At 38.8% G+C, this 14,212-nt stretch carries 16 protein-coding genes; 1 reads left to right on the forward strand and 15 read right to left on the reverse strand.

All coding sequences use genetic code 11. The features are described 5' to 3' along the window. Nucleotides 1–21: 21 nt before the first annotated feature. The 11 genes from ODZ84_RS04415 to tpx form a co-directional block, all read right to left on the reverse strand. Nucleotides 22–855 (reverse strand): SDR family oxidoreductase, encoded by an 834-nt coding sequence (locus ODZ84_RS04415; protein WP_266175789.1) that lies wholly within the window; start codon nt 853–855, stop codon nt 22–24. 144 nt (nt 856–999) lie between these two features. Further along, nucleotides 1,000–1,866: a VOC family protein gene (locus ODZ84_RS04420; protein ID WP_266175790.1), complete on the reverse strand. Its 867-nt coding sequence runs from the start codon at nt 1,864–1,866 to the stop codon at nt 1,000–1,002. A 97-nt stretch (nt 1,867–1,963) separates the two neighbouring features. Further along, entirely contained in the window at nt 1,964–2,203 is a 240-nt protein-coding gene (locus ODZ84_RS04425; RefSeq protein ID WP_266175791.1) for a helix-hairpin-helix domain-containing protein, read from the reverse strand. A gap of 35 nt (nt 2,204–2,238) precedes the next feature. Further along, the gene (locus ODZ84_RS04430) at nt 2,239–2,652 is read right to left on the reverse strand and encodes an SRPBCC family protein (protein ID WP_266175792.1); all 414 of its coding nucleotides are present in this window, start codon (nt 2,650–2,652) and stop codon (nt 2,239–2,241) included. A gap of 77 nt (nt 2,653–2,729) precedes the next feature. After that, nucleotides 2,730–3,161: a VOC family protein gene (locus ODZ84_RS04435; RefSeq protein ID WP_266175793.1), complete on the reverse strand. Its 432-nt coding sequence runs from the start codon at nt 3,159–3,161 to the stop codon at nt 2,730–2,732. Between the two features lie 309 nt (nt 3,162–3,470). Beyond that, nucleotides 3,471–3,884: a VOC family protein gene (locus tag ODZ84_RS04440; RefSeq protein WP_266175794.1), complete on the reverse strand. Its 414-nt coding sequence runs from the start codon at nt 3,882–3,884 to the stop codon at nt 3,471–3,473. A 21-nt stretch (nt 3,885–3,905) separates the two neighbouring features. After that, complete coding sequence (locus ODZ84_RS04445) at nt 3,906–4,055, reverse strand: VOC family protein (protein WP_266175795.1); 150 nt, start codon at nt 4,053–4,055, stop codon at nt 3,906–3,908. A 13-nt stretch (nt 4,056–4,068) separates the two neighbouring features. After that, a complete protein-coding gene (locus ODZ84_RS04450) occupies nt 4,069–4,317 on the reverse strand; it encodes a VOC family protein (protein WP_266175796.1) in 249 nt (82 codons plus the stop codon). Nucleotides 4,318–4,392: 75 nt separating this feature from the next. Next, nucleotides 4,393–4,983, reverse strand: coding sequence for a Crp/Fnr family transcriptional regulator (locus ODZ84_RS04455; RefSeq protein ID WP_266175797.1), 591 nt, complete (start codon nt 4,981–4,983; stop codon nt 4,393–4,395). 140 nt (nt 4,984–5,123) lie between these two features. Beyond that, on the reverse strand, nt 5,124–6,335 hold the full coding sequence (locus tag ODZ84_RS04460; RefSeq protein ID WP_266175798.1) for a DUF763 domain-containing protein: 1,212 nt from the start codon (nt 6,333–6,335) through the stop codon (nt 5,124–5,126). A 178-nt stretch (nt 6,336–6,513) separates the two neighbouring features. Next, nucleotides 6,514–7,011: a thiol peroxidase gene (gene tpx / locus ODZ84_RS04465; protein WP_266175799.1), complete on the reverse strand. Its 498-nt coding sequence runs from the start codon at nt 7,009–7,011 to the stop codon at nt 6,514–6,516. A 374-nt stretch (nt 7,012–7,385) separates the two neighbouring features. Here tpx and ODZ84_RS04470 point away from each other — a divergent pair, with 374 nt between their 5' ends. Further along, on the forward strand, nt 7,386–9,605 hold the full coding sequence (locus tag ODZ84_RS04470; protein WP_266175800.1) for an NADP-dependent isocitrate dehydrogenase: 2,220 nt from the start codon (nt 7,386–7,388) through the stop codon (nt 9,603–9,605). 471 nt (nt 9,606–10,076) lie between these two features. On the opposite strand, the gene ODZ84_RS04475 is transcribed toward ODZ84_RS04470, so the two are convergent. From ODZ84_RS04475 to ODZ84_RS04490, 4 genes are all read right to left on the reverse strand, one after another. Beyond that, nucleotides 10,077–11,267 (reverse strand): MFS transporter, encoded by a 1,191-nt coding sequence (locus tag ODZ84_RS04475; RefSeq protein WP_266175801.1) that lies wholly within the window; start codon nt 11,265–11,267, stop codon nt 10,077–10,079. A gap of 58 nt (nt 11,268–11,325) precedes the next feature. Next, nucleotides 11,326–12,327, reverse strand: a complete 1,002-nt coding sequence (locus ODZ84_RS04480; RefSeq protein WP_266175802.1) for an aldo/keto reductase — start codon at nt 12,325–12,327, stop codon at nt 11,326–11,328. Between the two features lie 88 nt (nt 12,328–12,415). Then, nucleotides 12,416–13,309, reverse strand: coding sequence for a helix-turn-helix domain-containing protein (locus tag ODZ84_RS04485; protein ID WP_266175803.1), 894 nt, complete (start codon nt 13,307–13,309; stop codon nt 12,416–12,418). 234 nt (nt 13,310–13,543) lie between these two features. Then, a complete protein-coding gene (locus ODZ84_RS04490) occupies nt 13,544–13,966 on the reverse strand; it encodes a hypothetical protein (protein ID WP_266175804.1) in 423 nt (140 codons plus the stop codon). Nucleotides 13,967–14,212: the final 246 nt, after the last annotated feature.

Raw genomic sequence — 14,212 nt, forward strand, 5'->3', positions numbered from 1 at the left:
TTATTAAGGTTGAGCAGACTGTTATCCGCCTACATAGTCTCCTCCGTTGATGTGAATAATTTCTCCTGTAATAAAACTGGCATCTTCAGAGGCAAGAAAAACATACGCCGGTGCTACCTCCGATGGCTGCCCTGCTCTTTTTAACGGATTATCTTTTCCGAATGTAGATACATCATCAAATGTCTCTTTTACAAGCGGGGTCCAGATAGGACCGGGAGCCACCCCATTGACCAGAATTTTTCTGTCTGCAATATTGGTAGCCAGAGAACGGATGAAAGTGGTAATGGCACCTTTGGTAGCAGAATAATCTACCAGACGATCGCTGCCCCGGTAAGCGGTAACTGATGTTGTACAGATAATTCTTCCCCCTTTTTTTATCAAGGGCAGAAGATCTCTTGTAAAGGCAATCATTGAAATAATATTGACATTAAAAGTTTCCTGAATCTGTTCATCTGAAATCTCTTCAATATCATCTTTAGGAAACTGAATTCCGGCGTTATTGACCAGAATATCCAGATTTTTCCAGTCTTTTTTTATTTTTTCCAAGGATTTTGATCGGAAGGTCTTTTTAGAGATGTCCCCTTTTAATAATATACAGGTCCGCCCTTCTTTTTCAACCAATTTCTGCGTTTCTTTAGCATCTTTATCACTTTCTTTATAGATAATGGCAATATCCGCACCTTCGCGGGCAAAATGCACCGCAACCGCCTGACCGATTCCGCTGTCTCCACCGGAAATAACTGCCTTTTTATTTAATAATTTCCTGCTTCCCAGATAATTGTTCCTTATAATCTCAGGAAGCTGTCCTTCTTTAGGAACTTTTGACTTAGATTGTGACTTGTTCTGTGTTTTCATAGACCATCTTTTCTGTGTAACATCAAACAGCAAGCCGAAAAAACAAAATAGGAAGTCAAATGAAGCATGAAGTTTTCAGTTTTAAAGAATCAACTGAAATACTAACTTATTACGGGACTCCCGCTTCCTATCCTGTCAGAATTTTTATGAATGATAAGCATTTTCCAAATCCTGAATGATAATTTTCTGCATCTTCATCATAGCCTGCACCACTTTCTGAGCCTTAGCCTGATCAGGATCACTCATCAGCTGAATCAGCTTTTTCGGGACAATCTGCCAGCTAAAGCCATATTTATCTTTGAGCCACCCGCACATGCTTTCCTGCCCTCCGTTTGAGACCAGCTTATTCCAGTATCTGTCAGTCTGTTCCTGGTCATCAGTCATCACCACCATTGAAATTCCTTCATTGAAATCAAACTGATGATCATACGAATTATCCATACAGAATAAACTGTATCCGTTAATTACAAAATGTCCAAGCTGAATATTTTCAGGCGGTTCAGCGGCAGCATGCCCTTCACTCCCGTCTCCGTATCTTAAAATATTTCCAATTTCAGAGTCCGGGAAAACAGCCGTATACAATTGCATGGCCTCTGAAGCTTTTCCATTATTGCCGTGAATAAACATCATTGTAGGAATAATTTTCTGCTCACCTTGCTTCTCCCCTAAAAATATCTGCCAGGTCACCCCATATTGATCCTTTACCCAACCGTACTTTTTACTCCATGAGTAAGAATCCAAAGGCATCAGGGCCATTCCGTCCTCTATGAGCATATCCCAATATTTCTGCACCTCATCCTCCGTTTCACATATCACCATAAACGAAACCGAAGCATTTTTTTTGAATTGCGGACCTCCGTCCAAAAGCATTATTTTTTGTCCGAAAAGTTCTATATTCATGACAACAGGAGTATCTGCTGTAATTTTTCCGTCAAATACTTTACAGTAAAATTCTGAAGATTCTTTTGCATCTCCGTCATACCAGAGACATGGGAAAATATCATTATTCATATTGTTTAAATTTTGAATGTCATTTCGGGTAAAGAGAATCAATCTCACCTGTTGTTTAGAAATTAAAGATTCTCCTTTAAGAATGACAAGTTATATGTTAATTACTTTTAAAATAGATATCATTTTCTTTCATATAAATCTTCAGTTTTTGCATTGTATTCTTTCCGAAACCCTTCAGTTCCATAATTTCCTTTTCAGAATAGCCGGACAACTTTTCAAAAGAATTTATTTTCTCTTTTTCCAGTGCTCTTCTTGCGGATACCGCAATAATACCCCGTAAAAAATCTCCTTCTACAACATGACTAACGATACAAACAGAGCGTAAACATTTTGTCATTATTATTAAGTTAATCATGATGATTCAAAAGGTGCTTAATGATTTTCCACATATTTGTGAAAATTGTTCAGGATTGCGTACCATCCCTCTCTTTGCATTTCCACGGAGTTTTGCTTTTCGGGCTCGAAATTGATGATCACTTTTGTGGTGCTGCCATCAATCTGATCAAAAACCACCGCGACCTTTCTGCCATCCGTGATATGATATTCTATCCTTTCATTAGGGATTACCTCATCATAAATTCCTTCAAAATCAAATCCGAAACTTCCGTCTTTCGCCTCCATCCGGGTTTTGAATAGTCCCCCCACTCTCAGGTCATTTTCAGACGAAGGGCAATGCCAGGTTTCGTTAGCGAAATTCCATCTGGTGATATGCTCGGGCTTGTTGTAGTACTCCCAAACCTTGTCCACAGGAGCTAAAATCGTAATATCAATCTTAATAGGTTCCATATAATATCTTTAATAATGCAGTGATAAGGGTAACTCACATTCAGCCACCCTTTGCTTAATTTAGTTTAAATATAAGATTATTTTGTGTATTCTTCATTATAGTTCACCATCCAATGAACACCGAATTGATCCTGAAAACTTCCGAAATAATCTCCCCAAAACTGATCTTCAATCGGCATCTCAATATTTCCTCCCTCTGAAAGACCTTTGAAAAGCCTGTCTGCCTCATCTCTGGACTCCGTAAAAATGGATACGTAATTGTTGTTTCCGATATCCAGCCTCTGTCCAAAACCGGGAACAATGTCAGAAGCCATCAGCAAATCGTTACCGATCGGGAGGGAGATATGCATTACTCTGTTTTTTTCTTCATCCGATAAGTGTTCAGTTCCAGGTGCGCTTCCCATTTTGTAAACTTCCCCGAGAAATTCACCACCAAAAACAGATTTATAGAAGGTAAAAGCTTCTTCGGCTTTTCCATCAAAATTGAGGTACGGATTTAATTTAGCCATGATATTTTATTTTTAAAGTTTGAATTTTTATTTGAGATGTTTGATCTGCACGAGATTATCTTGGGCTACCTACTTCATCGTTAAGTTTTTCCCGCAGATAACGCGGATGACGCAGATCTTTTTATATTTTTCGTTAATAAATCTGCATAATCTCATAAATCTGAGGTAGATTATTTTAAACTACCTGCTTGGCTTTAGTTTCTCTCACAGATAACGCGGATGACGCAGGTTTTTTTATATTTTCAGGTAAAATCAGCGTAACTCGTTAAAGTATCTGTAATTTTTTGAGTTCTTATGCAGATGTCGTTATTATTTGTATTCCTGAGGCATTTGAGAAGAATCCGCAAATGTTACATTCCAGCCATGACCATTGATATCCCAGAAGGAGTTGTGATACATCCAGCCATAATCCTGCGGTTCCTCGTGCTGATAAGCACCGTTCGCCACCGCTGCGTTTACGATCTTGTCCACCTCTTCGCGACTGTTTAACCCGATGGCAAGCAAAACCTGTGTTGTATCTCCTTTCGGAACCGGCCTTTCTGAAAAAGTCTGAAAATATTCTTCCGTTATAAACATCACATAAATATGGTCGCTCATGATAATGCACACCGCTCGCTCATCTGAAATCTGCTCATTAACAGAGAATCCGATATTGATCCAGAATTCTTTTGTTTTCTGAATATCTTTGACCGGAAGATTGACATAAATCTGGTTAATTTTCATCTGTATATTTTAATTAAATAATTATTTTTTGTCTGTAATCTTGGACGCATCAGCAAACATCACTTCCCATTGATGTCCGTTTATATCGGAAAAAGCACTTTGATACATCCAGACATGATCCTGAGGTTCGCTATATGCTGAGCCTCCATTTTCGATCGCTGTTTTCACCATAATATCCACTTCCTCACGACTGTTGACAGCGATAGCAAGAAGCGTCTGTAGTTTCTCCTCCAGCCACAGGTCTGTCTGTAAAAGTGCTGAAAAAGTCTTTCTTTAAAAACATTATGTAGATATGGTTTTCTTTCATGACAACACAAATCGCTTTTTCGTCTGAGTAGTGTTCATTGATTGAAAAACCTAATGTTGTCCAGAAAGCTCTTGTTTCCTGAACATCTTCAACAGGAAGATTGACATAGATCTGATTGATTTCCATTTTGTAATTTTTAGTCTTAACTTTTAACCGAAATTACTGAGTCTTTATGAAAATCAGCTTGCCATAAGACAAGATTTAAAATTTCTTAGGGTGAGAAACCAATTCTTTGCGAATGCGGCTTAAAGAAGTATCGGTAACGCCAAGATAGGAAGCGATCTGTTTCAAAGGTGCCGACTGTATAACACACGGCTTCTGTTCCAACAGATTGAGATAGCGTTTTGTGGCAGAAAGCGTAAACATTTCTACAGATCGTTTTTTATGCAAAAAAAGCTGATGCGACATCCATGATCTTCCCCATTCCCTGAGATTCGGAATTTTATGAAATAGTTCCTGGAAAGTTTCAAAATCGAGTTGCCAGCATTCGCAGTCTGTGATGCAGACGATATTTTCCTGCGTGGGAATTCTTTGGAATAATGAAGAAACCTCGATCACAATTTCATGATCAGCGAAAAAGTGTGTGGTTACTTCATTTCCATTGAAATCATTAACAAACGAACGGGCAAGACCTCTTTCTAAAATATAGTATTCATTAGCTGTTTTTCCCTCTTTGAGAATACAGTCTCCTTTTTTGAAAAAAACCTTCTCATGGGCCTGAAATATTTCTTCAAGCTCTTCCTGTAGAAAAAACGGAAAATCATAGCATATTTCTAAAGCCTTGTTGGTCATCAGGTTAATGTTCTTTTTTCAGATTTAAAAATAGAATTTTTATCGGACCTGAAGAAAAGTTTTTTGGACAAATACTAAATTCTACAGGATATTTTTATAGACCTATGATATTCCAGATGGTACGAACCAAAATTCACGATTTAAAACAAAGAAAGCTGGATGGCTTTTGACTGAGTAGGTTTCTGGGCATCTCCAAAGATCGTTTTACCTCCAAAGCGCCATGAATTCTGCCTTTCTTCTTCTATAACATCCTGAATATTAAAATCGGGGGTAAAATCTTTTTCAGTAGCTTCAATAATCTGATGAAGTTTGTTCAGTGTTTTCAATTTATCGGAGTTTCCCAACCTGGATTTTTCGATCCCTGATTTCAGGATCCGGATGCTTTCATCATAAACCTTCGTGGGAACCGGAAACGGATGTCCGTCTTTTCCGCCGTGAGCAAATGAAAATCTTGCGGGATCTTTAAATCTCGAAGGCGCACCGTGAATCACCTCGCTCACCAAAGCCAGCGACTGCATGGTTCTGGGACCCACCCCTTCCAGTAACAATAAATCTTCAAAATTCTGAGGCTGCTGTTCACGGGTGACGTACAGAAGTGCCCCAAGACGTCTTAAATCGACATCAGAAGCCTGAACATCATGATGATTGGGAAGAATTAATCTTGAAAAATCACTCATAATCTCTGCAGAATCCGTGTGGGAAATGTCCAGAATTCCTTTCCGGTTTCCTGAAGCTCCGGAGTCGGTAAGATTAAGAATCTGTCCTCTGGAGATTCCGTTGATCCCTGTGTGCGGCTCTTCAATAAATGATTTTATGTTTTCCGAATGCCAGTGGTAGCGTCTTGCCGTTCCGTCAGATTCATGCATGCCCTGCTGGACAACACTCCAGTTTCCATTATCTGAAACGATGAAATTATGTAAATACAGCTGATAGCCGTCCTGAATGGCCGTGTTATCAACTTTCGCAGAGAGTCTGCTCGCTCTTACCAGCTCGGTTCCGTTCAGCCCTGTTTTATCGGCAATCTGAAGTAATTCTGATGGTGTTTCTCTGGAAAACTTTCCTTTTCCTCCGCAGATATACAATCCCAGCGTTTTCGAATTGGGATTGACCGAGCGTTTTAAAGCTCCCATCACAGAAGTTGTAATCCCTGAAGAATGCCAGTCCATTCCCATCACTGCCCCGAAACTCTGAAACCAGAACGGGTCTGAAAGCCTTCGCAAAACCTCATCTTTTCCGTAATCCATTAGGATCACCTCAATGATTGAAAGTCCGAGTACTGACATACGTTCGTACAGCCACGGCGGCACTTTGCCATGGTGAAGGGGTAAATCTGCTGTTCCGGATCGTTTCATTTATTTTGTAAAGTTAGCTTTAATCAGGTAATTTTTTGATGCGTTCAGTCAATATTTTCTGTTTATAGATTTCAGTGTATCTCTTGATGATCATTATTTTAACGCAATCATTCATCAATTTCAAAAAAAAAGCCTTGCAAAATAAAATTCTGCAAGGCTTTTTAAATTTTATTCCCGTTTATTTCAGGGCAGACAAAGCTGCTTCGTAATTCGGCTCATTACCAATTTCTGAAACCTGCTCCGTGTAAACTACTTTATTATCAGCATCCGTTACAATAACCGCACGGCTCAGCAATCCTTTCATCGGAGAGTCTGCAATGGTAAGTTCATAGTCATCTCCGAAACTGCTTCTGAAATCGGAAAGTGTTTCTACGTTATCCAGTCCTTCGGCAGCGCAGAACCTTCCCAGAGCAAATGGTAAATCTTTAGAAACGTTGATGACCACCGTATTTTCAAGTGCGGATGCTTCTTCGTTGAATTTTCGTGCTGAAGAGGCACATGTAGGCGTATCAATACTTGGGAAAATATTAAACACTTTTTTCTTTCCGTCGAAAGTTTGCAGCGTTTTTACATTTAATGCTGAATCTACCAGAGCAAAATCTCTGATTGTAGTTCCTATGGTTGGTAAATTCCCAATAGTGTTTACCGGATTTCCTTTTAATGTAATATTTGACATAAATAATTTTTTAATGTTTTTCAAATTTAATCAAAATAGAAAATTATCTTATCAATAAATGGTTAAATAATTCTTAAAACGAAAATAAAACACTGAAGTCTGCGTAGATGAATTTATGGTCCATACTATAATTTGGAGCATTCGCTTACATCAATGCTTATATCACCCCGGCAGTCCGGCAGGCACAGAGTCATTTTCCAACAGCCGATCATCTGCTACAATCTCCGGATCGTCTTTCAGTACAGGAAAAGAAAGTGATTTAAATTCAGTTTGGAGATGCATCGGCCTCTTTTTTTATATAAAATAAGTTGAAAAAAGAATCTTAATCACTAAATTTGTGGGACTTTAAAAATCAAATAATAAATAACAGTATAATGTCAGACAAATCAAAAATCTATTACACCCTTACGGATGAGGCTCCAATGTTGGCAACACACTCGTTTTTACCGATTGTAAAAGCTTTTACGAAATCAGCTAATATTGAGATCGCAGTTCCGGATATTTCTTTGGCAGGAAGAATTTTAGCAAACTTCCCAGAATTTTTGAAAGATGATCAGAAGATCGGTGATGCTTTGGCTGAATTAGGCCAGCTGGCAACTCAACCGGATGCAAACATTATCAAATTACCCAATATTTCAGCTTCAGCGCCTCAGTTGGATGCAGCTATTGCCGAATTGCAATCTAAAGGCTTCGCAGTTCCCAATTATCCTGCAGAGCCTAAAAATGAGGAAGAGAAAGCTATTAAGGCGAAATATGCCAAAGTATTGGGAAGTGCCGTAAACCCGGTATTAAGAGAGGGAAACTCTGACAGACGTGCTCCAAAAGCTGTTAAAAATTATGCAAAAGCAAATCCTCACCGAATGGGAGATTGGGCTTCAGACAGTAAAACCGACGTTGCTCATATGGACAACGGAGATTTTTACGGGACTGAGACTTCGACAACGCTGGAAAATGCTACAAAATATAAAATCGTTTTCAAAGGAAATGATGGTGCCGAAAATTTATTAAAAGATTTTGCAGGTCTTCAGGCCGGAGAAGTGATCGATTCTTCTGTAATGAATTTAAATGCACTCAGAGCTTTTGTCCAGCAGGCTATTGAGGAGGCAAAAAACAGAAACGTCCTTCTTTCTGCTCACCTGAAAGCGACGATGATGAAGATCTCTGATCCGATCATTTTCGGAGCAATCGTAGAAACATTCTTCAAAGAGGTTTTCACCAAATATGCAGATACTTTCAAGTCCTTAGATGTTAATCCCAACAACGGTTTAGCTGATCTTTTCGATAAAATCAAAGGAAATGCCCAGGAAGCGGATATTAAAGCGGATATTGAGACTGCTTTAGCCAACGGACCAAGAGTGGCGATGGTAAACTCTGATAAGGGAATTACCAATTTCCACGTGCCTTCCGATATCATCGTTGATGCTTCTATGGCAGCTTTGGTAAGAGGCGGAGGAAAAATGTGGAACAAGGAAGGAAAAGAAGAAGATACGGTTTGTATCATTCCGGACCGTTCTTATGCAGGATTTTACCAGTCTGTTATTGATGATATGAAAGCGCATGGAAAATTGGATCCTACCACGATGGGCTCTGTTCCGAACGTTGGTTTGATGGCTCAGAAAGCTGAAGAATACGGTTCTCATGACAAAACTTTCCAGGCAGCTGATGAAGGAACAATTGAAGTTCAGGACGAAGCAGGAAACGTTCTTCTTTCTCAGAAAGTAGAAAAAGGAGATATTTTCAGAATGTGCCAGACTAAGGATGCTCCGATCCAGGATTGGGTAAAATTAGCCGTAAACAGATCAAGATTATCTGATACGCCTGCTATTTTCTGGTTAGATAAAGGCAGAGCGCACGACAGAGAGATCATTAAAAAAGTAGAAAAATATCTGGCTGATCACGATACAAACGGACTTGACATTAAGATTCTCGATGTAAAAGATGCCATGACCGAAACATTGAAAAGAGCAAGAGAAGGAAAAGATACGATTTCTGTTTCCGGAAACGTACTGAGAGATTATTTAACGGATCTCTTCCCTATTCTTGAGCTCGGAACTTCTGCCAAGATGCTTTCCATTGTTCCGCTGATGAACGGCGGTGGTTTATTTGAAACAGGTGCAGGAGGTTCTGCTCCAAAACACGTCGAGCAGTTTATTGAGGAAGGTTATTTAAGATGGGATTCTCTAGGTGAATTCCTTGCTTTACAGGCCTCTTTGGAACATTTGGCACAAACTCAGGGGAATACAAAATCCCAGGTTCTGGCTGATGCTCTGGATGAAGCAAATGCCAAATTTTTAGCAACGGATAAATCTCCTGCAAGAAAAGTAGGACAAATCGATAACAGAGGTTCTCACTTCTATTTGGCGATGTATTGGGCTGAAGCGTTGGCGAATCAGACAGCTGATGCTGAACTGGCTAAACAATTTGCTCCGATTGCAGAAGCGATGAAGGAAAATGAAGAAGTCATCAATGCTGAATTAATCGGTGCGCAGGGTAAACCTCAACAGATTGACGGATACTTCAAAACGGATACTTACAAAACGTATGCAGCCATGAGGCCAAGTACTGTATTAAATGAAATCATTGACGGAATTTAATTTCAATTCTGATATAAATGCAGGCTCCTTTTAAAAAGGAGCCTTTTTTGTCTCTTAATAATAAATTGCCATACTTTACCAGGTTAAAAATCTACTGAGTTTAAATCGATCTGTATTAAATTCTTATTTAAACCGGATATCGACTCATAAATAGGCTTCGACATGCTCAGCATATTTAGTTTTTCGTTTCAAAACGACCAGGTCAGACTCATTATTTTCAATCTCCTTCCCGGCTTGAATATAAACATTACAGAGTGAACTTACAGCGGCAGGATTTCCTGAAAATATACCATCAGGAATTGATTTTGAAGAAACTTAATACAGATTAAAGTAAAAATCTTATTCTATCGTCTCTCATAAAAACAAATATCAACTTTTCAGTTTTCTTATGTTAAAAAATAAATCCTCCCCTTTTTCTCCGGGAGGATTTATGATGAAAATATGTATTAAAATATAAACTTGTAAGATTAATCAGGCATGTGCCTTTCTGAATTTAATCATGCTTAAAATAAACAGCCCCAATATTCCCAGCACAAAATAGCCTTCTGCCACCTGCAACTGAACCTGAGGTTTGAGTATTGCAACGATACCGTAACTGATCGCTGAGGTGATAATAAAGGCGACTCCTCCGGTAAGACCACCGGCAATTCCGGCAGAGTTCGGAAATCTTCCGATACAGTAGGAAAAATAATTATTAAAAATAAACCCTGCGGTCACATGAATCAGAAAGGCAAAGGCTACCAGACTGTAAATATTATTTGAGAAATAAGAGGCCAAAAACATTACAACAATTAAAATCAACTGAATAAAATTGGCATAACGGATCTTCGGCAGAAATGCTTTATTAATTAATGCTTTTCCCAAGAATCCGCCCGTCATCCAGGCAAATCCCAGAATTAATGAAACGTAACCTGCAACAACTTCCGAATACCCCATTTTATGTTCAATAATGAATGATCCGCATAAATTAAAGAACATGATCATGGAGTAACTCAATCCGCACATCAGCATTCCGTAAAAGAAATCTTTCGCTTTAAACATCGATTCATACTCTTTCATCAGGAATTCAATATGAAAAGGATTTCTTTTTTTCAGCGTTTCCCCGGAGAATAAAAATTCAAGAATCAGAAGCAGTAAGCTGTATGCTGCCAGAACATAAAAGTTAGACTGCCATCCGAAGATTTTCTGGAGGTATCCCCCGATAAACGGAGCGACAATAGGCCCGACCGACCACACGATCGTCATAATACTAAGGTAATGCTTCCGTTCCTCTCCTTCATACACATCGACAAAAAATGCCCTTTTTGAAACGACAGCAAATCCTGATAAAATTCCCTGCAAAACCCTCATGGCATAGATCACGAAAATATTCTGAGTGGTCGCTGTAATTAAAAAAGAGACTACAAACAGAGCCAGTGATGCCATAGAAACCCTGTACCTACCAAAAGAATCGACAATGCTTCCGGCAAAAAACTGGGTCAGTCCGTAACTGATTAAAAAAATGGAGAGTGTAAGCTGAATATTGCTTTCCGGCTGATGTAATTCTGTTGCCATACTCGGCATCGACGGTAAGTAGATATCCGTTGCCAATCCCGACATCGGAATAACGGCAAAAGCCAGAACCGTGGCTATTAACTGATTTTTTTCTTTGAGAGTTTTCATTCCTGTCATTCAATCTTTTCATGAATTCCTGAAATTATTCAGGAAGCTTATTTTTATTTTAATTATTGACTAATTTCATAGAACCTTCACTGTACCGCTCCCCGGTATCCGGGTATTTTTTTAGAATCGCATCGATGGTATCCAAATCTGACTGTGAAAGTTCAATATCAGTGGCTGCAATATTTTCTTGCAGGTATGTAATTCTTTTTGTCCCGGGAATCGGAATAATATCTTCTCCCTGATTCAGGACCCAGGCCAGAGCCATCTGTGTTCCTTTGACTCCCCTGGAAGCTGCAAAGTCATTAATTTCTTTGGCCAGATTTCTGTTATTCTCCAAATATTTTTCCTGATATCGTGGTAACGATTTTCTGAAGTCGTCATTTCCGAGCTTCTGTACTTCATGGATATTGGCAAAAAGACCTCTTGCGAGCGGCGAATACGGAACCAGGGTAATTCCGAGTTCCCTGATCGTTGGTAAAATTTCTTTTTCAACATCTTTGGTTAATATCGAATATTCTGATTGTAATGCTGTAATCGGATGAATTTTATTAGCTTTCCTGATGGATTCAGCAGACGCTTCTGATAATCCCAGGTATTTTACTTTTCCTGCCCTTACCAAATCAGCCATTGCTCCTACCGTCTCTTCAACAGGCACATTCGGATCAACACGGTGTGCATAATAAAGATCTATTTCATCGATTTTTAATCTCTGAAGGCTCAGGTCTACCGCTTTTTTAATCCATTCCGGCGATCCGTCAAAGTAAGTTCCGGGAGCCCCGCTGTGACCTGGTGTTCCATCTTTGAATCTGAAGCCGAATTTGGTGGCAATAAAAATTTTATCCCGATTGGGTACTAAAACCTTTGAAATGAGTTTTTCATTTTCGCCATTGGCATACATATCGGCAGTATCCCAGAAATTGACGCCCAGATCCAGCGCTTTATGAAGGGTGCTGATGCTCTCCTGCTCGTCTGCAGGCCCGTAAGCAAAACTCATCCCCATACATCCCAAACCAATAGCGGACAGCTGCTTTCCTGTGTTTCCTAATTTTCTAAATTTCATGATGATTTTTGGTTTTAAATTGTCAGGACAAAATTATAACAGGAATTCTTCGGATGTAATATAGAATTCAAACGAAGAATTATAAAATTCAAACAAGTGAGGTTCTGACTGTATTTGGGGTCATTCCCGTCTGCTTTTTAAAATAATTGGTAAAATAGGCAGGCTCCTCAAATCCCAGTCCATAGGCAATTTCAGATACGTTCCAGTCTGTATGTTTCAACAGGGCATTGGCTTCCTGGATGATCCGCGAAGTAATCTGCTGTGTTGTCGTTTTCCCCGTAATCTCCTTGACAGAACGGTTGAGCGAGTTGACATGAATAGAAAGATGATCAGCATAATCAGTAGGAGTTTTCAGTTTAAGAAATCTTTCCGGACTGTCTATCGGAAACTGTCTTTCCAGAAGTTCCATAAATAAAGAAGCAACACGCTGTGATGCATTCTGATAAGGCTCAAAGTTTTCTGCCGGCTGTATCTTCATGGTTTCGTGAATGAGAAGATGCAGATAGGCCCTGAGCATATCATATTTATGTAAGTAATCGGACTGAATTTCAGTCATCATCTTAATAAAAATATCTGCCACCGTCTTCTGCTGTTCTTCATTAATAAAGAAAACCGGAGTTCCTCCTATTTTAAAAACCGGTGAATCCTGAAGGTTGCCCAAGCGGTTTCCTTCATGCACAAACTGATCTGTAAAAAGGCAGAAAAAACCGGTCTGGTCAGGATCATCTGCTTCCCAGGAGTACGGAATGACAGGATTGGAAAATAACAGTACCGGACGGTCTACATTAATCCATTTATCGGCGTAATGAAGCTTGCCTTTTCCTATGATTAATGAGATTTTATAATAATCTCTTCTGCTGTAAGGGGTAATTAAAGAACAATTTTCACGTGAAAACACATTAAAATGCCCTACTCCGGGTGTTTTTATACATTGCAGGCCTACACGCTGATAAAAACCTTTAACTGTTTCGTTAGATTCCATGTTACAAAATTATAAAATTCAAACAATACTTTCAAAAAAAATAATGGCTGCTGATAATAATATGATCAGCTTATGAAACCGGCATTACCTGCGATTTTTATAACAGATGAGATTTTTCGGGTGAACGAAGAGAATTTTTAGCGGCTTGCTGAATTTTTTATTCCCGAATAGAGAAATAAACAGAAAAGTTGATCGTCTGATCAGCCATTCATTTAATATGGTCCCTTAAATTGATTAATGATGTTTGTTTTTCTGCTTAGAATGATGCTTGTTGCCCTTTTTATTCCATTGCTGATCTCCAGTGTCATTATTTTTATTCCGGTTGTAAACTGCTACAGGATTCTGACCTTTATAATATTTTGTTTTAAATTTCTGGTACTTCTCTCTTCCCAAAATATTTTCCAGTTGTGCGTATCGGTCCTCCCGCCAGCGGTCAGGATTATGACCATATGTTTTATTCCATGAATTATAGTCGTCATACCGGTCATTTAAAGCAAAGATCTGGCTGGCCTGAGTCTTGGATAATATTAAATCACCGATGACCGTCTGCCAGTTAATATCCGAAATGCTTCTTCTGTAATCATTATAATAATCTGACTGTGCATAACTTAAAGTAAAAGTTCCTATAAGGAGTGCTGTGATGAATATCTTTTTCATGTCGTCGTAATTTTAAATTAATTACTATTGATTTTCCAATTTAAATGCCAATACGTCTGAAAACCTCTCATGATGCTAAAAATATTACGGAGATTTTATCATTATTACAACTTATTTTTACAAGTTTCATCTGCATCTCATAACAGAAGTCATTATCATAGCTTAACATGCGAATTAACAGGTAATGATTAGTGTTTCTCTGATACAGTTCATAAAATTTATTTTTCAGGATAATTAATCTTCGAA

The organism is Chryseobacterium fluminis (assembly GCF_026314945.1).
In the GTDB taxonomy this organism is placed as follows: domain Bacteria; phylum Bacteroidota; class Bacteroidia; order Flavobacteriales; family Weeksellaceae; genus Chryseobacterium; species Chryseobacterium fluminis.